At 75.5% G+C, this 19,725-nt stretch carries 19 protein-coding genes; 7 read left to right on the top strand and 12 right to left on the bottom strand.

From position 1 onward, the window contains the following. Positions 1 to 79: 79 nt before the first annotated feature. On the bottom strand, positions 80 to 1,498 hold the full coding sequence (locus ACI790_RS08230; RefSeq protein ID WP_456569306.1) for an amidase: 1,419 nt from the start codon (positions 1,496 to 1,498) through the stop codon (positions 80 to 82). A 469-nt stretch (positions 1,499 to 1,967) separates the two neighbouring features. Here ACI790_RS08230 and ACI790_RS08225 point away from each other — a divergent pair, with 469 nt between their 5' ends. Continuing rightward, positions 1,968 to 2,807, top strand: coding sequence for a spermidine synthase (locus tag ACI790_RS08225; protein ID WP_456569305.1), 840 nt, complete (start codon positions 1,968 to 1,970; stop codon positions 2,805 to 2,807). 83 nt (positions 2,808 to 2,890) lie between these two features. After that, a complete protein-coding gene (locus ACI790_RS08220) occupies positions 2,891 to 3,094 on the top strand; it encodes a PspC domain-containing protein (protein ID WP_456569304.1) in 204 nt (67 codons plus the stop codon). Between the two features lie 25 nt (positions 3,095 to 3,119). Here the strand turns inward: ACI790_RS08220 and ACI790_RS08215 are convergent, their stop codons facing one another. The 7 genes from ACI790_RS08215 to ACI790_RS08185 form a co-directional block, all read right to left on the bottom strand. Further along, positions 3,120 to 3,407: a DUF2516 family protein gene (locus ACI790_RS08215; RefSeq protein ID WP_456569303.1), complete on the bottom strand. Its 288-nt coding sequence runs from the start codon at positions 3,405 to 3,407 to the stop codon at positions 3,120 to 3,122. Between the two features lie 150 nt (positions 3,408 to 3,557). Continuing rightward, positions 3,558 to 4,331 (bottom strand): hypothetical protein, encoded by a 774-nt coding sequence (locus ACI790_RS08210; protein ID WP_456569302.1) that lies wholly within the window; start codon positions 4,329 to 4,331, stop codon positions 3,558 to 3,560. 34 nt (positions 4,332 to 4,365) lie between these two features. Beyond that, positions 4,366 to 4,830, bottom strand: a complete 465-nt coding sequence (locus tag ACI790_RS08205) for a helix-turn-helix domain-containing protein (RefSeq protein WP_456569301.1) — start codon at positions 4,828 to 4,830, stop codon at positions 4,366 to 4,368. 88 nt (positions 4,831 to 4,918) lie between these two features. Further along, positions 4,919 to 5,860, bottom strand: coding sequence for an asparaginase (locus tag ACI790_RS08200; RefSeq protein ID WP_456569300.1), 942 nt, complete (start codon positions 5,858 to 5,860; stop codon positions 4,919 to 4,921). Between the two features lie 26 nt (positions 5,861 to 5,886). Beyond that, positions 5,887 to 6,447: an RsiG family protein gene (locus tag ACI790_RS08195; protein ID WP_456569299.1), complete on the bottom strand. Its 561-nt coding sequence runs from the start codon at positions 6,445 to 6,447 to the stop codon at positions 5,887 to 5,889. A gap of 79 nt (positions 6,448 to 6,526) precedes the next feature. Further along, the gene (ygfZ, locus tag ACI790_RS08190) at positions 6,527 to 7,648 is read right to left on the bottom strand and encodes a CAF17-like 4Fe-4S cluster assembly/insertion protein YgfZ (protein ID WP_456569298.1); all 1,122 of its coding nucleotides are present in this window, start codon (positions 7,646 to 7,648) and stop codon (positions 6,527 to 6,529) included. Then, positions 7,645 to 8,103, bottom strand: a complete 459-nt coding sequence (locus ACI790_RS08185) for a Fur family transcriptional regulator (protein ID WP_456569297.1) — start codon at positions 8,101 to 8,103, stop codon at positions 7,645 to 7,647. The genes ygfZ and ACI790_RS08185 overlap by 4 nt, the downstream gene beginning before the upstream one ends. A gap of 38 nt (positions 8,104 to 8,141) precedes the next feature. Between ACI790_RS08185 and ACI790_RS08180 the strand changes: the two genes are divergently transcribed. The 3 genes from ACI790_RS08180 to ACI790_RS08170 all read left to right on the top strand — a co-directional run bounded on the left by ACI790_RS08180 (position 8,142) and on the right by ACI790_RS08170 (position 11,611). Then, positions 8,142 to 8,990, top strand: coding sequence for an aminotransferase class IV (locus tag ACI790_RS08180; RefSeq protein WP_456569296.1), 849 nt, complete (start codon positions 8,142 to 8,144; stop codon positions 8,988 to 8,990). Between the two features lie 71 nt (positions 8,991 to 9,061). Beyond that, positions 9,062 to 10,564, top strand: a complete 1,503-nt coding sequence (gene nhaA / locus ACI790_RS08175) for a Na+/H+ antiporter NhaA (protein WP_456569295.1) — start codon at positions 9,062 to 9,064, stop codon at positions 10,562 to 10,564. A gap of 312 nt (positions 10,565 to 10,876) precedes the next feature. Then, a complete protein-coding gene (locus ACI790_RS08170) occupies positions 10,877 to 11,611 on the top strand; it encodes a hypothetical protein (RefSeq protein ID WP_456569294.1) in 735 nt (244 codons plus the stop codon). Positions 11,612 to 11,623: 12 nt separating this feature from the next. On the opposite strand, the gene ACI790_RS08165 is transcribed toward ACI790_RS08170, so the two are convergent. Both ACI790_RS08165 and ACI790_RS08160 read right to left on the bottom strand, forming a co-directional pair. Beyond that, a complete protein-coding gene (locus tag ACI790_RS08165) occupies positions 11,624 to 12,364 on the bottom strand; it encodes an LmeA family phospholipid-binding protein (protein ID WP_456569293.1) in 741 nt (246 codons plus the stop codon). An 11-nt stretch (positions 12,365 to 12,375) separates the two neighbouring features. Next, positions 12,376 to 14,706, bottom strand: a complete 2,331-nt coding sequence (locus tag ACI790_RS08160; protein ID WP_456569292.1) for an MMPL family transporter — start codon at positions 14,704 to 14,706, stop codon at positions 12,376 to 12,378. 91 nt (positions 14,707 to 14,797) lie between these two features. On the opposite strand from ACI790_RS08160, the gene ACI790_RS08155 reads away from it, so the two are divergent. Continuing rightward, on the top strand, positions 14,798 to 15,403 hold the full coding sequence (locus ACI790_RS08155) for a hypothetical protein (RefSeq protein ID WP_456569291.1): 606 nt from the start codon (positions 14,798 to 14,800) through the stop codon (positions 15,401 to 15,403). A 15-nt stretch (positions 15,404 to 15,418) separates the two neighbouring features. Here ACI790_RS08155 and ACI790_RS08150 read toward each other — a convergent pair whose 3' ends face one another. After that, on the bottom strand, positions 15,419 to 17,167 hold the full coding sequence (locus ACI790_RS08150; RefSeq protein ID WP_456569290.1) for a DUF885 domain-containing protein: 1,749 nt from the start codon (positions 17,165 to 17,167) through the stop codon (positions 15,419 to 15,421). Then, on the bottom strand, positions 17,164 to 17,697 hold the full coding sequence (locus ACI790_RS08145) for an FABP family protein (protein WP_456569289.1): 534 nt from the start codon (positions 17,695 to 17,697) through the stop codon (positions 17,164 to 17,166). The genes ACI790_RS08150 and ACI790_RS08145 overlap by 4 nt, the downstream gene beginning before the upstream one ends. 245 nt (positions 17,698 to 17,942) lie before the next feature. Here ACI790_RS08145 and ACI790_RS08140 point away from each other — a divergent pair, with 245 nt between their 5' ends. Next, a complete protein-coding gene (locus ACI790_RS08140) occupies positions 17,943 to 19,700 on the top strand; it encodes a SpoIIE family protein phosphatase (protein ID WP_456569288.1) in 1,758 nt (585 codons plus the stop codon). The last annotated feature ends 25 nt before the right edge of the window (positions 19,701 to 19,725 follow it).

The raw sequence follows: 19,725 nt of genomic DNA, 5'->3' as shown, positions 1-19,725 counted from the left end.
TCGGTCGCGGGGCCGGATGGTCGCCCACGCAGGGCACGGGACGGAAGGGGCGGGGTGCGACGGACCCGGACGCGGCAGGTCAGACGTCCGGCGTGATGCCGGCCCACGGCTGGACGGCCTCGAAGGCAGCCGACGCGGCGAGGCACAGCGCGTCGGTGTGCCACGGGGTCATGATCTGGAGCCCGATCGGCAGGCCCTCCGACGTGAAGCCGCAGGGCACCGAGGCCGCCGGCCAGCCCAGCGTGTTCGCCGGGAACATCAGCGGCCAGCGGCCACCCGGGACGGCCTGCACGGCCTGCCCTCCGACGACTCCCGGCTGACCGTCGTACGGCCACGCCCCCGTGGTCATCGTGGGACTCAGCAGGATGTCGAAGCCGTCCATGAAGGCCCGCGCCTGGTCGTAGAACACCGAGCGCTGCCCCTGCGCCTGCACGAGCTGCGTCATGGTGATGTCCTTGCCGGCCTCCATCAGCGCGGCCAGGCTGTCGTCGATCCATTCCGGGTGCTCCCTGGCCCGCTCCGCGAAACTGCCGACGATGCCCGCCCGGAAGAGGGTGCGGTGCCACTCGGATGGGTCAGCCCAGCCGGGGTCGACCTCCTCGACGGAGCAGCCGAGCTCGCTGAACCGATGCGCCGCCGCCTCCGTCGCAGCGCGGACCTCCGGATCGAGGCCGACCCAGTCGAACCCGAAGTTCGGGCTCCAGGCGACCCGCAGGCCAGTGAGATCGTGGGCGCAGGCCGCCAGGTAGTCCTCCGGTGCGTTGTCGATGGACAGCGGGTCACGACGGTCGGGCCCGGCCATGACTGAGAGCATCAGGGCCGCGTCCCGCACCGTGCGCGACATCGGGCCGATGTGCGAGCGCGCGCTCCAGTAGTCGCGATTCGGCCAGAAGGGCACCCGCCCCGCTGAGGGCTTGATGCCGTAGACCCCGCACAGCGCCGCCGGGATGCGGATGGATCCGGCACCGTCCGAGCCCAGGGCGATGGGCCCCATGCCCACCGCGACGGCGGTAGCGGCTCCACCGCTGGAACCGCCGGCCGTGCGGCTGAGGTTCCACGGATTCCGCGCCGCTTCTGCCACCAGGTTGTCGGACATGTCCTTGTGACCGAGGTGCGGCGTGTTCGTCTTGCCGATGATGATGGCCCCCGCCGCGCGCAGGCGCTCCACCGCGACGCCATCGAAGTCCGGGACGTGGTCCTCGAAGAACTTCGAGCCCCTCGTCGTCCGCAGGCCGGCGGTCTCGAACAGGTCCTTGATCGAGACCGGGACGCCGTGCAGGGGACCGAGGTCCCGCCCCTCCGTCACCGCCTTCTCCGCGTCGCGGGCCTGCTGCCGCGCGCCCTCCTCGTCGACGGTGATGAACGCGTGCAGCGACGGCTCGACCTCGGCGACACGCTCGAACACGGCGTCCACCAGCTCCACGGGTGACAGCTCGGCGGATCGGATCCGCCCGACCAGCTCGGTCGCCGGGGTGTACACCAGCTCGTTCGTCGTCACGCTGTGCCTGCTCTCGTCAGCGACGCGGCGCACGCACGGCCGTGCGGCGTCCAATCACCACCCCGAGCGCTGGGAGGTGGCGGCTTCCTGGGACCGTCGCCCGACAGCGTCCCGCACCCGCGGCACCGGGCCGGGATGTGGCGGCACGCTACGGCCAGCCACAGGGCACACGCAAGGAGTGCGCGAACCGGTTCCCGTGCGGCGCGGGAACCGCTGCCGCCTCCTCCAGGGTCGCCGAGACAGCTGACCGTGGTCCGTTCGGCCTCCCCGTGGGTCACCGGCCGGCCCGGCGCCGACGTCGAGCTGCGGCCGGGCACGATGGGACCATGACCCTGCTCGGCGGCCGGACCACGACCTCCACGGAGATTCCCCGCGGAGGTCGCCCCGAGGCGGCACCCGTCCACCGTGGTCGGACGCCCCGGGGTGCCGCATGGCTGGCCGGCACCCCCCTGGCCGCGTCGCTCCGGCGGTGAGGATCCCGCCCGGCCCCACGCCCGTCGCCGGCGGCACCGCCGAGCTCCTGGCCGACGCCGACCGCGACGGGGCCTGGATGCTGCTGGTGAACGGCACCCCGCAGTCGCACGTCGACCTCGACGAGCCGGCGCACCTGGAGTTCGAGTACGTCCGCCGCATCGGCCACGTGCTCGACCTGGCCGCCGAGCCCGGCGCCGCGCTCGACGTCGTGCACCTCGGCGGCGGGGCGCTGACGCTGCCGCGGTACGTCGCCACCACCCGGCCCGGGTCCCGGCAGCGGGTGGCCGAGATCGACGAGCCGCTCACCGGGCTGGTGCGCGAGTTCCTGCCGCTCCCCCGCTCCGCCCGGGTCCGCGTCCGCGCCGCCGACGCGCGGGAGGCGCTGCGCAGCATGCACCCGGCCAGCGCCGACGTCGTCGTCACCGACGTCTTCGCCGGCGCGCGCACCCCGGCGCACCTCACCACGGTGGAGTTCGCCGCGGAGGCCGCGCGGGTGCTGCGCCCCGGGGGCGTCTACGCCGCCAACGTCGCCGACGGGCCGCCGCTGCGGTTCGCCCGCGGGCAGGTCGCCACCCTGCGCACGGCCTTCCGGCACGTCTGCCTGCTCGCCGAGCCGGGCACCCTGCGGGGCCGCCGGTTCGGCAACCTGGTCGCCGTCGCCTCCGACGCCGAGCTGCCGCTGGCCGGCCTGAGCCGGGCCTGCGCGCGCGACCCGATGCCGTCGCGCGTGGTCGACGGCGAGGACCTGGACCGCTTCACCGGCAACGCCCGCCCGGTCTCCGACGCCGACGCCCAGCCCTCACCCGAGCCGCCCGACGGCGTGTTCGGCCGCTGACAACGCCGGCTGCCGCGCGGCCGGACGCCGGAGGGATCCGCGCGGACCGGGCAGTGGGCCCGTCGCGACCCTAGGCTGCCCGGATGACGATGCCTGCCTCGTACCGGCTGCGCCGGGACACCCGCCACAAGATGGTCGCCGGCGTCTGCGCCGGGATCGCGCGCCGCTACGGGCTCTCGCGCAGCGGTCTGCGCGTGGCCTTCCTGATCTCCTGCGTGCTCCCCGGCCCGCAGTTCGTCGCCTACCTGCTGCTCTGGATCCTGATGCCGGCCGACGACCAGCCCTGACCCGGGGCGGCGACGGCGCGGCCGGCTACCAGCTGTTGCCGCTGCTGAGGCCGCGGACCGCGGGCCGCACGTCGACCAGGTAGACGATCGCGGCGATGACGGCGGGCAGGCCCAGCAGGGACATCGGCGTCTTCTGCCAGAAGATGATCAGCAGGGCGAGCCCGGTGATCGCGGCCCAGCCCGGCTTGGTCAGCTTGCCGGCCGCGACGTACATGGGGGCCGGCCGGATGAGGGCGTCGACGAACGCCCAGGCGGTCAGCGCCAGCGACGCCCAGTACAGGATGAGCATCAGCCACCCGTCGAACACGCCCATGCGGGGGAGCCTACCCGCGCCCGGCGGCGCTCCGGCCGCCCCGCGGACCGACTCGCCCGGGAGGCGGGCGTGGTCCGGACGCGACAGGACCCCGGAGCGCTGGTCGCAGCTCCGGGGCCCTGGTCGGTGGTCCGACGTCCGGGTGGGACGTCAGCTCTTCTTCGCGGGCACCGCGGTCGGGTCCGCCGGCTTGGCGGTACGGGCCCGGGTCACGCGCGCCGAGGTCACCTTGGCCGGCGACTTGCGGGCGGCCGCGCTGCTCTTCTTGGTCGTCTTGGCCTTCGGCGCCGCGACGGCCTCCTCGGCGACGTCCTTGGTCGCGTCGGCGGCGTCCTCGAGCTTGTCCTCGGCCTTCGCGGCCACCTTGGTGGCCTTGGCCGCGGTCTTCTGCGCCACGGAGGTCACCTCGTTGGAGGCCTCGACGACGGCCTCCGCGGTGTCCTCGAGCACCTCCTCGAGGGTGCCCTCGACGGTGTCCACGGCCTGCTCGGCGCGGCGGACGGTCCGACGGACGCCGGGCTGACGGCGCAGCTCCTCGACGACCTCGGCGCCCCGCTCGGCCAGCGTCTCCACGGTGGTGACCGCCTGGGTTCGGGCCTGCTCGACCAGCTCGGCCACGGTGGTGCGCAGCACCTCGGGGCGGACGGCGGTGGCCAGCTGCTGGGCGGTGGTGCGGGCGGTGCCGGCCGCCTCGGTGGCCCGGGTGCGGGCCTCCTTGACGGCCAGGTCGGCCTGGACCTGCGCCTCGCCGGGCAGCGCCTCGGCCTTGGAGCGGAACGAGGCGACGGCGGTGCGGGCCCGCTCGACGGCGAGGTCACCGGCGCCGACGAAGGCCAGCAGCGGGGTGCGGGCCTGCTCGGCGAGGGTGCGGCCCTGGGCGACGGCGAACTCGCCGTACTGCTTCACGGTCTGGGTGGGGGTCATGCCGACTCCTTCGGAGTGTGGATCGGGGGGATGTTCAGTTGGCGTCCGGGGACGAGGCCCGGTGCTCACGGACGTAGGTCTCGTAGAGCTCGAGCAGGACGGCCTTGTGCCGCTCGGACAGCGCGTCGTCGTTGCGGATCGCCGCCACGGTGTCCGGGTTCCCGGAGCGCCGGTCGAGGATCCCCGCCTGCTCGTAGAGCGTCTCGGCCGAGATCTTCAGGCCCCGGGCGATCGACGCGAGGATCTCCGCCGACGGCTTGCGGAGGCCCCGCTCCACCTGGGACAGGTAGGGGTTGCTGACTCCCGCAGTGCGGGCCAGCTCGCGCAGCGAGACGCGCGCGGCACTGCGCTGCTCGCGGATGAAGTCGCCCACCGAGGAGCTGACCGCCGAGACACCGGGGGTCTCGGCGACCGTGTCGGCCACGCTGCCGGCGACCCGGTCCACCGTCGAGCGGACCGTCGTCACCTGATCGCGGACGAACTCACCGGGGGTCTGCACCAGTACGACGGTAGTCCCGGGTGCTAGCTCTTGCAAGCGGAACTGCTAGCAGAGGGGAGTGAGTGCCCTCACACGACGACGGTGCAGCTCAGCCGTCGAGCGTCGCGGATGCGCGCACCTCGCCGACGACGCCGTCGCCCCCGGAGACCGGCGGCCGGGACCAGGGAGCAAGCACCTCCGCCGATACCCCGAGCCGGCGCAGCCCGGCCGTGAGCGCCGGGGTGCGGCCCCGGTCGCCGCCGTCGTCGAGCTTCAGGGCCACCGCTCCCCCACCGGGCAGCGCCGCCACGTGGACGCCGTCCGCGCCGCCCTTCACGAGCAGCCCGGGCACCGCGCGCATCAGCTCGGTGTCCTCCCGGCCGGTGCCCGCGACGAACCACGGGTGCGCGCGCATGGCGTCGGCCACCGCCCGGTCCCGGGACCCCTCCGGCGCCCGCACCAGGGAGAGCACCCCGCGTGCCAGCCCGGTGAGCGACAGCGCGTGCTGCGGAGCCCCGCAGCCGTCGACCACGACCGCCGCGACCGGCTCGCCGGCCGCCTCGCCCAGCCGCGCCTCGATCGCCTGCTGCAGCGGGTGCTCCCGGTCGAGGTACCCGGCGGTCGGCCAGCCGGCCGCGAGGCACGCCGACAGCATCGCGGCGTGCTTGCCCGAGCAGTTCATGGCCAGCCGGTCGGGCGCCCGCCCGGCCGCCAGCCAGCGCGCCCTCGTCGCCTCGTGCTGGGGCAGCGCCGGGGGGCAGCCCAGGTCCTCGGGGCCCAGCCCGACGGCCGCGAGCATCCCCGCGGCCAGCTCCCGGTGGCCGTCCTCGCCGTTGTGCGAGCCGGCGCCGATGGCCAGCTCCGCAGTGGAGCGCGGAGCCCAGCCGGCCGCCAGCACCGCGGTCGCCTGCACGGGCTTGTTCGCCGAGCGCGGCAGCACCGGCCGGACGACGTCCCCGGCGGCGAACCGCACGTCGCCGTCGGGGCCCAGCACCACGAGCGCTCCCCGGTGCACCGACTCCAGGAACCCCGACCGCCAGACCTCGGCCAAGACCGGGGCGTCCGGCCAGGCCCCGGTCAGTGCCGTCCCTCGTCGGCGAGCAGGGCGGCGACGTCGGCCTCTCCGTCGCGGTACCGGCGGCCCAGCTCCGCCGCCAGCCCGTCCATGACCTGCTGCACGCCGCGCCGGCGCTCCGACAGGCCCGTCTCCGCCGCGGCGAGCGACCGCGCCGCCGCCTCGAGCTCGGCGTCGGAGAGCTCGGTGATCGCCGACAGGTCGGCGCCGGGGGTCAGCGAGTTCACCCAGGTCTCGTACTCCTCGGGGCTGGCCGGCTGCACCGTCTGGTGCCGCCCCAGACCGTGCGCCGGGCCCCGGCCCTTCTCCGCCAGGATCTCCGGCAGCAGGTCGACCAGCGACCGCCCGTCGTGCTCGGCGCGCCGCTGCAGCTCGCGCCGGACGATGTCCAGGCGCCCCTGGAGCAGCCGGCGGGTGTAGGAGAGGTTGACCTCCTGCTGCTCCGCCTCGCGGCGCAGCCGCCGCACCTCGCCCATGGACCGCTGGACCGCGTCCTCCAGGAACGACGGTTCCAGCAGCGCGTCGACGGCGGCACCCCCGGCGGGGGACGGCTTCGGGCTCACGGGGCGGCCTCCAGGGACGGAACACCCGGCACGCGGGCATCGGCGGTGGTCATCGGGCGGCGCCGGCGGGCCGGCGACGTCACGGCGTGATCGTCCCAGACCGGACGGCCCGCACGCGGTCACGCGCCGCCGCCTGGGTGTCGTCGAGCGCCGGCGGGGCGTCCCCGGGGTCCATGGCCGCCGTCGAGCCGCCCACGGTGAGCGCGGCGTCCGGGGCCACCGACTGCTTCACCAGCGCCAGGGCGACCACGCCGAGCTCGTGGTGGCGGACGACGCTGCCCACCCGGCCGACCGCGCGGGTGCCGGCCTGGACCGGCTCGCCGGGCGCCGGCAGGTCCTCGCTGACGCCGTCGAGGTGCAGCAGCACCAGCCGGCGGGGCGGGCGCCCGAGGTTGTGCACGCGGGCCACGGTCTCCTGCCCGCGGTAGCAGCCCTTCTCCAGGTGCACGGCGGTGCTGAGCCACTCCAGCTCGTTGGGGATGGTGCGGTGGTCGCTGTCGATCCCGAAGCGCGGCCGCCGGGCCTCGACGCGCAGCGCCTCGTACGCGGAGACCCCCGCGAGCCGGGCTCCGGCGGCCAGCAGGCGGTCGGCGACGGCGCCCACGTCGGCCCGCGGCACCAGGAGGTCGAACACCACGGCGGTGCCGTCGCCCACCGGGGGCATCCGCCGCACCCAGCCGCCGTCGGCGGCCGCGACGGCGTAGGCCGTCCCCGGCGCCGGCAGGCCCGCCACCCCGAGCACGGCCGGGCCCTCCGGCCCGACGACGCTCAGCAGCGCCCAGGCCTCGGTGACCACCTGCGGCTCCACCCGGAGCATGAACCGCATCCGTTCGAGGAAGGCGTGCAGCGCCGCCCCGGTGCCCGGCTCGACGTCGGCCCAGGTGGTGCCGCCCAGCTCGGCGACCACCAGGTGGTGCTCCACGTGCCCGTTCGGGCTGAGGACCAGCGCCTCGCTGCCGGTGCCGTCGCCCAGCCGTTCGAAGTGCTGGCTGGTGATGCTGTGCAGCCACGTCAGCCGGTCGGCCCCCGGCACCACCAGCACGTCGCGGTCGCTGCGGTCGACCAGGCCGGCGCCCTCGGCCAGCACCCGCTGCTCGCGCAGCGGGTCGCCGTAGTGGGCGGCGACGGCGCGGGCCACCTCGGGCCCGACGTCGAGGGGTACCGCCCCCGGTCGGGACAGCAGGGGTGAGGGCGTGGTCATGACGACTCCGTTCCGGCGCGTTCTCGGCAGGCGCGGCACGTGCCGGAGAGGGCGACGTGTCCGACGTCGACGGTGAAACCCAGATCGGCCACGAGACGTTCCGCCGCCTCGTCGAGCAGGTCCGGCGCCGCCGACGCGATCTCCCCGCAGGAGTTGCAGACCACGTGCAGGTGCGGCCGCTCGGCGGCGTGGTAGACCGGCGCCCCGCGCCCCAGGTGGGTGTGCCACACCAGCCCGAGCCGCTCCAGCAGCTCGAGGGTGCGGTAGACCGTCGAGGTGTCGGGGGCGCTGCCGTCCGGGCCGGCCTCCTCGCGCAGCCGCGCGCCGATCGCCTCCGGGGTCGCGTGCGCCAGCGCCGCCACCGCGGCCAGCACCCGCGCGCGCTGCGGGGTCAGCCGCAGGCCGCGGGCCCGCAGCTGCTCGGCGAGCGGCGCGGCGACGTCGTCCGTGCCCATGGCGGGAGCCTATGCCCGGCGTGCGGCAGGCTGGGCGCGTGACGGAGCAGCGCAGCGTGGCGGTCTGGCGGGACGGCGCGGCCGTGGCGGTCCCCGCCGACGAGCCGGTGGTGACCGCCTTCGACCTGGGCCTGGCCCGCGGGGACGGCGTCTTCGAGTCCGTCGCCGTCGTCGCCGGGCGCACCCCGCACCTGGCCGCGCACCTCGCCCGGCTCGCCCGCTCCGCCGTCCTCCTCGGGCTCGACTCCCCCGGGGACGCCGCCTGGGCGGAGCTGGTGGCCGCGGTGCTGTCCGGCTGGGACGCCGGGGCCGAGGGCGTCTGCCGCCTCTTCCTCACGCGCGGGCTCGGCGACGGCGCACCGCCGACCGCGCTGGCGCTGCTCGCCCCCGTTCCGCCCGAGACGCTGCGGCAGCGGGTCGAGGGCCTGTCGGTGGTGAGCCTGGGGCTCGGGGTGCCCGCCGACTTCCGGGCCCGCGCACCGTGGCTGCTCGGCGGCGCGAAGACCCTGTCCTACGCGGTCAACATGGCCGCCCAGCGCCACGCGCACGACCTCGGCGCCGACGACGTCGTCTTCACCAGCCTGGAGGGCCTGCTCCTGGAGGGCCCGACCTCGACCGTGGTGTGGGCCGCCGGGGGCGCCCTGCACACCCCGCCGGTGGAGAGCGGCATCCTCGCCGGCACCACCCAGGCCCGGCTGTTCGCGCGCGCCGAGGCCGACGGCTGGCCCACGGCCACCACCCCCGGCACGGTCGCGGACCTGCACGCCGCCGACGCCGTGTGGCTGCTCTCCGGGGTGCGCGGCGCCGCGCCGGTGCACACCCTCGACGGCGTCCGCCGGGGAGACGCCGGGCTGTCCCGACGGGTCCGGGAACTGCTCGCCGGGTAGCGTGGACACGAGGTGAGCCGGGAAGTCTGGTCGGCAGTTCTTCCGCCGACCCTCTCTCACGGAGCCGCCGCATGACATCGACCGCACCCGCCCGCCTCTTCGGGCGCGGCTCCTGGAACGAGACCAGCCGGGTGGCCTCGGTCCTCCGCAAGGAGACCGTCGGGGGCGCCCTGCTGCTGATCGGCGCGGCCATCGCGCTGATCTGGGCCAACTCGCCCTGGGCGGAGTCCTACGAGGCGCTGCGCGACACCCGCGTGGGGCCCGCCGCCCTGCACCTGGACCTGACGCTGGGCACCTGGGCCGCGGACGGGCTGCTGGCCATCTTCTTCTTCGTGGCCGGGCTGGAGCTCAAGCGCGAGTTCGTCGCCGGAGACCTCCGCGACCCCCGCCGCGCGGCGTTGCCGATCGCCGCGGCCGTCGGCGGGATGGCGGTGCCCGCCCTGTTCTTCGTGCTGTTCAACCTGGGCGGACCCGAGGGTGCGCTGCGGGGCTGGGCGATCCCGTCGGCCACCGACATCGCCTTCGCACTCGCCGTCCTCGCGGTGATCAGCACCCACCTGCCGAGCGCCCTGCGCACCTTCCTGCTGACCCTCGCCGTCGTCGACGACCTGCTGGCCATCGTCGTCATCGCGATCTTCTACACCGCCGAGCTCGTCGTCCCGGCCCTGCTGCTCTCCCTGGTGCCGCTGGCGATCTTCGGCTTCCTGGTGCAGAAGCGGATCCGCTCCTGGTGGCTGCTGCTCCCGCTGGCGGCGGTCACCTGGGTCCTGATGCACGAGTCGGGCGTGCACGCGACGGTCGCCGGCGTGCTGCTGGCCTTCACCGTGCCGGTCATCCGCAGCCAGGCCGCCGGCGGGCCGGAGGCCGGCCCCGGCATGGCCGAGCACTTCGAGCACCGGATCCGCCCGCTGTCGGCGGGCGTCGCCGTCCCCGTCTTCGCCTTCTTCTCCGCGGGCGTGGCCGTCGGTGGCCTCTCCGGCCTGGGCGAGTCCCTCGGCGACAGCATCGCCGTCGGGATCATGGTGGGCCTCGTGGCCGGCAAGGCGATCGGCATCACGGGTGCCACGTGGCTGGTCTCCCGGTTCACCCGCGCGCAGCTCGACGAGAACCTGGGGTGGTCCGACGTCGCGGGACTGGCCCTGCTCGGCGGCATGGGCTTCACGGTGTCGCTGCTGATCACCGAACTCGCCTACGGCGCGGAGAGCGAGAGCTACGAGCACGCGAAGGTCGGCATCCTCTTCGGCACGCTGCTCGCCGCCCTGCTCGCCGGTGTCATCCTGCGGCTGCGGAACCGCCGCTACAAGCAGATGTACGCGGCCGAGACCTCCGACGTCGACCGCGACGGCATCCCCGACGCCTGGGACACCGTCGACGACCGGGCGGCGCACGACCCCGACTGGGACGGCGCCCTGCCGCCGGGACGGACCCTCGCCGACGTGGAGGCCGGCGACGCCGACCCCGACGCCGCTCCGCCCGCCGACTACGAGACGGTCGACGACGAGGCCGACCACGACCCGGACTGGGACGGCAGCCCGCCGCCCGGCCGGCCGGCCCGGCCGTTCGCTGACGGCTGACATATTCTGGTTGCCGAAGCTCTCCGCGCGGACGTACCGTCGTCGCACACGAGAGAGGAGGTGGTCCGTAACTTGCTGAGCTACAGGACTCGTGAGGTGGCTGTCCGCTAGCCGCCGTCCAGATGGGCCGCCCGTTCGGATGGGAATCCGAACGACGGCATGATCGCCCGTCCGTCGTACGGCGGCGAGCGAGAACCGGACAGTCACCCGACCCCCGGGCCGCCGACATTTGTCCAGTCGGCCCGCGTGCTGCTCCCCCTGGGAGGCGCCGCGGAGCAGCCCGGGGGTTGTCCGTTTCCCGGGGAGGTCGGTGTGCAGCTCGGCGGACTCCCCGTCGAGACCGACGTGTCGGTCGGCCGCTGGATCGCCGACGCGGTGACCCGCGCGCACCCGGGCACCGTCGGATCGCTCGTGCCCTCGGTCTTCCCCGCGTACGCGCGGGTGCTGCACCCGGCCTACCGCTACGACGGCGACGACGACGTCGAGGTCCCCTGGTCCACCGTCGCCGCCCTCAACGGCACCGTCGTCCACCCGCTGGCGCAGTGGCCCTCGGTGACCGGCGGCTGGGAGTACCGGGACGAGGACAGCCAGCCGCCGACCTGGGACGGCGCGCCCGCCGAGGGGCACCTGCCCACCACCGTCGCCGGGCGCATGGCCGCCGTGCTCGTGCGGCACACCGGCACGCCCGCGAACTGCCTCCTCGGGCGCTGGGCGGGCTTCGGCTTCGACGCCGACACGGTGCGCGGCCTGCCGGCGCTGCCGCTGCCGGAGGAGCGGGACGTCGTCCTGGTGCGGGGCCGGGCGGCCGACGCGGCCCGCAACCTGGCACCGGAGCCGTCGGAGCAGAGCGCCAACCTGTGGTGGCCGGGCGATCGCGCCTGGCTGGTGGCGACCGACATCGACCTGATGTGCACCTACGTCGGCGGCAGCCGCGCCTGCGTCGCCGAGCTGGCGGCCACCCCGGGTCTGGAGGTCGTGCCCGCGGCGACGGCCGACCGGGTCGGCCACGCCGACGACCCGGTCAACCCCGTGCCGCCCCGCGGCTGAGCCGGGTACCGCTCAGGGCTCGATCAGCACCCAGTCCCCGGCCACGTCGACGAGCACCCCGGCGTCGGTGGCCTCGATGCCCGTGATCCGCTGGGCGAACGGCAGCGGGTCCAGCGGGACCCGGAAGGTGAAGCGCTCGCCCAGCAGCAGCTCGCTCACCCCGCTGAGGCCGGCCACCCCGCTGAACCTCCTCGGCTCCACGACCAGCGCTCCGTCGTCCGCGCCGAGGTCGACGTCCGCGGAGGCCCGCACCGTGCTGCCGAGCAGGTCGGCCGAGCCGGTCACCCGCAGCTCGTCCGGATCGGCCGCCTCGAGCGTGAGCGGGCGGCCGCTCAGCTCGAGGTACCGGTTGAGGTCGTCGTAGCTCAGCAGCGCCTCCGCCTCGGTGCCGGTGATCAGCAGCCGGTCGGCGTCGCCGCGCAGGAGGTCGTGGAAGGACAGGTAGACGTCCTCGAGCCGGGCGTCGACGGTCGCGATCCGCAGCGGCCCGGAGGTGACCCCGTCCATCGAGATCTCCACCTCGTCGTAGCGGCCGCGGAGGACCTGCGGGAGGAAGAGCGGCCCGCGCACCGTCACGACCGGCTCCCGGACCGTGCCCGTCTGCTCCTGCAGCGCCTGCGCGACGAGCCCCTCGGCCGCCCGGCGGGCCAGCAGGTCGGCTCCCCACAGCAGCAGGACGGTGCCCACCAGCACACCGAGGGCGATCCACACGTTCCGGCCGCCCGGCCAGCGGCGCATGCCCGCTGCCCTCATGCGCCCTGCCCTCATGCGCCCGGCCCCCCGGTGACCACGGGCTGCCGGTCCGGCACGATGCCGGCGTCACGCTGCTCCAGCAGGGCGTCCTGCTCCGCCGCGTCCAGCGTGCCGCCGGAGGTCTGGATCCGCCGGCTGGGCCATCCCGCCGCCCGGCCGAGCAGCGTGAGCACGGCCGGGGTGATGACCGGCCAGATGAGGAAGGTGTCGATCAGCAGGCCCAGGGCCATGATGAAGGCCACCTGGCGGAAGCTGTCGAGCGGGATGATCGCCACCATGGCGAAGGTGGCCGCCAGGATGACGCCCGCCGCGCTGATGGCCCGTGCGGTGGCCGGCATCGCCACCGCGATCGCCTCGCGCAGCGGCCGGCGGGACGCCTCCTCCCAGATCGACCCGACGGCGAACACGTTGTAGTCGGAGCCGAGCGCGAGCAGCAGCACCGCCGTGGTGAACGGCACGTAGAAGGTCAGGCCCGGGTCGTCGAGGAGCCCCTGGAACACCAGGACCGAGATCCCGAGGGCGGCGGCCACCCCCAGGGCGCTGGTGGCCAGCAGCAGCAGGGGCGTCAGGAGCGCACGCAGGTACAGCGCCAGGATGATGAACTCCACGAACAGCGCCGCCAGCATCGTGCGCCGGAGGTTCTCCTGGGTGATCAGCGCGAGCTCGGCGGCGACCGCCGTCTGCCCGGCCACCCCGGCGGTCGCGCCCGTGACCCCGGCCTGGTCCAGCAGGCCGGGCAGCCGGTCCTGCAGCAGGGCCAGGTCCTCGATGGCGTCGGCCGCCAGCGGATCGCTGTCCAGGATCACCACGAACCGGGCGAGGTCGCCGTCCGCCGAGAACACGATCCCGAACTCCTCGGGCAACGGGTTCTGGGCCGCACCGAGCACCTGGGCCACGCCCGGCTGCGTCGCCAGCAGATCCTGGAAGCGTTCCAGCGCGCCCCGCTGCTCGGCGACGTCGGGAGCCGCCACCAGCACCTCGGTGGGCGCCACAACCCCGCGGACGCCGGCGTCGTCGAGGATCTCCGCCCCCTCCCGCACCGGGTCGTCGGCGGGCAGCCCGGAGACGAACGACAGGTCCAGCCGGAGGTCTGCCACCGGCAGTGCCGCCGGCACGAGGATGCCCAGACCGACGAGGACGGCGACCCAGGCCCCGCGGCGGGACGAGGTGGTCCGCGCCATCCACCGGGCCCCCCGCCCGGCCCGGCGGTCCAGGGTAGCGCCGGCCCGGCCCACTCCCGACGGGAAGAACAGCCACGGCCCCAGGACGGCGATCACCGCGGGGACCAGGGTCAGCGAGACCACGACACCCACCACGACGGTGAGCGACAGCGCGGGCCCGAACGCCCGGAACAGCTCGAAGTCGGCCACCAGCAGCGCCGCGGTCCCGGCCGCGACGGTGATACCGGCGACCGCGACGATCGGGCCGTCGGAGGTCACGGTGCGGCGGGCGGCCTCGTGCGGCGCCATCCCGGCGTCCAGGTGCCGGCGCATGCCGGAGAAGAGCAGGACGCAGTAGTCGGTCACCACGCCGATCAGCAGCGCGGCGGTGAGCGGCCGGAGCTGGTCGGGCAGCGCGAAGCCGAACGCGGCGGCCGCGCGGGCGAGGAGGTGCACCGCCAGCACGTAGCCGATGCCGGCGGTGGCCAGCACCACCAGCGGCGCCACGACCGACCGGAACGTGAGCCCGACGACGACGGCGATGAGGACCAGGGTCGCCACCTCGAACAGGTGCAGTCGCGCCTCGAGGTGCTCGGCCTGCTGCACCCGTGCGGGGGTCATGCCGGTGACGTAGGTCTGGACGTCCGCCTGGTTGCGGAAGTGCTGCGCGTACTGGCGGGCGAGCGCCGTGCCGTCGGCCAGCGACGTGCCACCGGTCGTGTACAGGTAGGTGACGACGGTCTCGGGCGTGTTCGTGGGCAGCGGTACCGCGGCCACGATGTTCCCGTCGGCGGTGGGGGCCTCGCTCCGCAGCGTCGCCTGCGTGTGCTGCAGCGCCCACAGGGCGACGTCCGCCCGGGTGAGGGCGCTGAGCCCGCCGGGATCGTGGACGACGACCGCCGTCTGGGACAGCACCGGGACGCGGAACTCCGCGAGCGAGCGCTGCTGCACCTCGACCGCCTCGCTGCCGGGGGGCAGCAGCCCGCCGAAGTTGTTGCTGCCCCCGCCCCCCGACGGCGTCGGCAGCAGCACGGCGGCGACCGCGGCGGCCAGCCAGAGCCCCATGACGATCCACCGGCCGGCCACCACGGCGGAGCGGAACCCCCGGCCGGCGGCGGACAGGCCCCGGCCGGCGGCGGACAGGTTCCGGAGCGGCGTCCGCAGAGCCGACCGTGCAGTCACCCCGGCCTCCCGACCTGTGACCGGCGCCGACTACCGGTGGTGGGAGGAGGGTAGGGCGATCCAGGACGACTCGCAGGCGGAAGGACCTCCCATGCCCGAGGACCGCACCGAACCCACGGCCGGCGCCTCCGCAGCACCCGCTGCTGCCGACGACGCCACCGCCGGCCGCGAGACGCCCGGCGGCCGGTCGGGGGGCACGCCGAAGACCTGGTGGCTGGTCGCCCCGGCCTTCGTCGCCGGCCTCTTCGCGGGGGCGATCCTCCTCGGGCTGCTCCGCGAGGACCCGCCACCGGTACCCGCGACCGCCACCGAGCCACCCGCCCCCACCGGTCCGGCCGAGCCGTCCCCGCCGGGCGGGGCTCCCGAGACCGCGGGGGCCAGCGCCGAGATCACCGTGAACGAGGCCTGCCTGCGGGTGGTGAACGGGACCAGCGACCTGGTCGACGTCATCGGCGACCTGGGCGATGCCGCGGCGGCCCTGGACATCTCGGGTCTGGACCAGGCGATCCGGGAGCTCCAGCCGCTGGAACGGCGGATGCGCGACGACCTGGACGGCTGCCAGACCGACACCACCCTGCCCGGCGACCTGTCACCCACCACCGGGGACCCGGAACCCTCCGGCACGTCCGCGCCCCCCGGCACGTCCGCGCCCGCCAGCCCCTCCGGATCACCCACGACGGCCGATCCGCCGGACTGAGCCCGGGCCGGTCCGCTACAGCTGCGCCAGCTCGGCCGCGAGGTCGTCGAGCCCCAGGGATCCCTGCGACAGCGCGGCCATGTGCCAGGCCCTGAGGTCGAAGCCGGCGCCCCGCGCCTGCTCGGCCGCGGCCCGGCCCTCGCGCCAGGCCCGCTCGCCCAGCTTGTAGCTGATGGCCTGCCCCGGCATGCCCAGGTAGCGCACCAGCTCGCTGTCGAGGAAGGCGACCTCGGCGCCGGAGTGCTCACCGAGGAAGGCACGGGCGAGCTCCGGCGTCCACGGCTGCCCGCGGTGCTCGGCCAGCACGCCGTCGGCGTCGCCGGGCACCGGCAGCCCGAGGTGCATGCCGATGTCGATGACCACCCGCACCGAGCGCAGCTGCTGCGCGTCGAGGAAGCCCAGCCGCTCGGCCGGGTCGGCGAAGTACCCCAGCTCGTCCATCAGCCGCTCGGCGTAGAGGGCCCAGCCCTCGACGTTCGCGCCGACCGAGCCCAGCGACGTCTGGTAGGTCGACAGCTGACCGGAGACGTACGCCCACTGGGCCAGCTGCAGGTGGTGGCCGGGAACGCCCTCGTGGTACCAGATGGAGACCAGGTCCCACAGCGGGAAACGGGTGCGCCCCAGGGTGGGCAGCCAGGTGCGGCCGGGCCGGGAGAAGTCCTGCGCCGGCCGGGTGTAGTAGGGCGCCGCCGCGCTGCCGGGCGGCGCGATCATCGCCTCCACCCGCTTCACCGGCTCGGCGAGGTCGAAGTGGATGCCGTCCAGCGCCGCGGTCGCCTCGTCCATCATCGCCTGCAGCCGCTCGCGGATCGCCTCGACGCCCTCGACCGCGGGGCCGTTCAGCGACAGCCAGCGCATCGCCTCCAGCGGGGTGGCGCCCGGGCGCACCCGGTCGGCCTCCACCCGCTGCTCGGCGAGGATCCGGCGGTGCTCGGCCCATCCCCAGGCGTAGGCCTCCTCCAGCCCCTGACCGGCGCCGAGGTCCGACCCGGTCCAGCGGCGGGCGGCCACGGCGTACCGGTCCCGGCCGACGGCGTCCGGCGTCCCCTCGGTCCGCGGGGCGTACTCGTCCCGCAGGAAGTCGCGGATCTCGGCCACGGCACCGTCGGCGGCGCGGGCGGCGGCGTCGAGCTCGGCCCGCAGCGCAGCCGGCCCGGGGGCCACGAACGTCATGAAGAACGGCCCGGCGAGCCACTCGTCCAGCTGGGCGACGACGGTGCGCACCTGGCGGGGCGCCACCAGCAGGCCGCGGCGCGCGCCCTCGGCCAGCGTCTCGCGGTACCCGCGGTAGGCCTCGGGCACCCGGGCCAGCCGGCGGGCCAGGACGGACCAGTCCGCCTCGGTCGCCGACGGCATGAGCATGAACACCTGGCGGACCGAGTGCAGCGGGCTGAACAGGTTGTTCAGCGACCGGAAGCCCTCTCCCGCCTCGTGAACGGCGAGCTCGGCACCCAGCCGCTCCCGGAGCAGCCGGGCGCAGCGGCGCTCGACCGGGTCGTCGTCGAGCGCGGGGTCGGCCGCCAGCACCCGGTCCAGCTCGGCCAGCGTGGCGCGGGCGAGCGCCGCCTCGGCCTCGAGCCCGGCCGGGCTGACGTCGGGCAGCCGGTCGTCGCCGGGGCGGGTGCCCAGCGACGTGGCCACGATCGGGTCGAGGTCGCAGACGGCGTCGACGTAGCGGTCCGCCACCTGTCTCGGGGTGGTGGGGCGGGTGGACGACGGGGTGGTGGGGTGGGTGGACGACGGGGTGGCGCCCGGGGCGCTCACCGCAGCCGCTCCAGCCTCGCCGACATGGTCGGGCGCAGCGGCTGCTCGCCCACGGCCCGGTCGATGGCGTACATCAGCGCGCCCTCGACGATGCCGTAGAGCCGGACCGCCCGCGTCACCTCGGGGGCGTCGGGGGTGCGGGCCACCACGTCGCTGGCCAGCTCCCAGCTCGTCGTCGTGCGCGCCGTGCCGACGTAGATCTCCACGAGCCCCTCGGGCCCGGCCACCAGCAGCTCGACGTCGTCGTCGCCGCGCGGCCGCCAGAAGCCGGACTCCCGGACGTCCGGACCGACGATCTGCCCGTCGTCGGTGAGCCGCCAGGTGCGGGACTCGTAGGCGAGGAAGTTCCGGCCGTCGTGGCTGAACCGGATCCACTGGCCGAACCGGTGGTCCCCGCCGGTCCCGGCCGCCTGCCCCTCGCCGTGCCACTCCCCCAGCAGGGGCAGGACCGAGAGGATCTCCTCGGAGACCTCCGGGCCGCTGCGGACGTCGGCGGTGTCGGGCACCGGCAGCTCGGTCTCCCCGCTCATCGCCGGGCCCCCGCCGGACGGCGGGACAGGCGGACCGCGCCGTACCCCAGCGCCAGGGCGGACAGCGCCGTGAGGGTGACCAGGACCCAGGCAGAAACCATGCCGACCACCGTAGTGACGGCGCGGCGCCGGCCGGGAGTGAGGCCGACCCGACAGGCGCGGTCGCTGGTCGGGGTGGGGGGTCGTACGGCAGGCTGGGCCCGGCCCGCGGACGGCGGGAGGGAACGGGAGGAGCAGTCATCGACATGGCCGAGGCCGGCCGGGGCGCGACGCCGACCCCGGACGACGAGGCGCTCCCGGGTACCCCGCCGTGGTACTCGGTGCTGCACGACTCCTCGTTCATGTTCGCCGCGGTCTGCGACCACGCGGGGACGCTGCTCACCGCCAACCGCCTGGCCCTGGAGGGCTGCGGCTTCGACCGCCGCGAGGAACTGGGCCGCCCCTTCTGGGACGCCGGCTGGTGGGCCGGTGATCCGGACGTGGGCGCCACGGTGCGCGAGTGGTGCCTGAAGGTGGCCGCCGGGGGCGAGCCGGTCCGCGCCGCCACCAGCTTCTTCCTCGCCGACGGCACGCGCCGCACCGCCGACCTGACCATGCAGCTCGTCCGCGAGGGGGACCAGCAGGAGTTCCTCCTGGTCACCGCCATGGACATCACCGATCGGCTGCAGACCGAGCGGGTCACCGCCGAGGCGCGCGCGGCGGGCATGGAGGCGTCCACGCTGCGCCAGATCGCCACCGCCCGGGCCCGCGACCTGGAGGTGCTGCGCGAGACCGAGGCCAAGCTCTCCCGCGCCCTCACCATCAGCGAGCGGGTGCTGGCCAACGTCGCCGACGGCATCTACGGCCTCGACATCGACGGCCGGGTGGAGTTCCTCAACCCCGCGGCGGCGCGGCTCACCGGCTACCGGGCGGAGGACCAGCTCGGCTGCGACCAGCACGCGCTGATCCACGCCCGGCGCCCGGACGGCACGGAGTACCCGCGCGAGGAGTGCCCGGTGTGGCGGGCCCTCCAGACCGGCCGCACGGTGGTCGCCGACCACGAGACGTTCTGGCGCAGCGACGGCAGGCCCATCCCGGTCGAGATGGTCGTCGTGCCCACCGTCGAGGACGGCGAGCTGACGGGCGTGGTGGTCTCGTTCCGCGACCTCACCGACCGGCTGGCCGCCCAACGGCAGGCGGCGGAGCTGGAGGAGCTCGCTGCCCGCGTGGCCGCCGACCGCGCCCTGTCCGACCGGCTGCAGCAGTCCCTGCTCACCCCGCCGCCGGAGCCCGACCACCTGCAGATCGCCGTCCGCTACAGCCCCGCGGCGCACGAGGCGCAGGTGGGCGGCGACTGGTACGACGCCTTCCTCCAGCCCGACGGCGCCACGATGCTCGTGATCGGCGACGTCGTCGGCCACGACAGCAGCGCGGCCGCGGCGATGGGCCAGGTCCGCGGGCTGCTGCGCGCGCTCGCCTACGCCGACGAGAACGGCCCGGCGGCGACGCTCACCCGGGTGGAGCACGCCGCCCGCGGGCTGGCGGTCGCCACGCTGGCGACCGCCGTGCTGGCCCGGATCGAGCGTCATCCCGACGTGCCGGTGGCCGGCCGGAGGCTGCTCCGGTGGAGCAACGCCGGGCACCTGCCGCCGATCATGCTGGCCCCCGACGGCACGAGCACGCTGCTCACCAGCCGGCCCGAGCTGATGCTGGGCATCGACCCGGACGCGCCGCGCAGCGACCAGACCGTCGACCTGCCCGACGAGCACACGCTGCTGCTGGTCACCGACGGCCTCGTCGAACGCCGCGACATCGACCTGGACGAGGGCATCGAGCGGCTCCTCGACGCCCTGCGTGACCTCGGCGCCACGCCGCTGGAGGAGCTGCTGGACACCGTGCTCGCCCGGCTGGTCCCCGAGGCCGGCGCCGACGACGTGGCCATCGTCGCCGTCCGGACCTTCCCGGAGGACCGGCCCCGGCCCGCCGAGGCCGGGCCCAACCGGCTGCCGCCCGACATCGACTGACCCGGGCACGGAACGGGGCAGCGCC

This window comes from Blastococcus sp. SYSU DS0539 (assembly GCF_054050855.1).
Note: the sequence above shows the minus strand (reverse complement) of the source record. Positions and strands in the feature narration are given on the sequence as shown.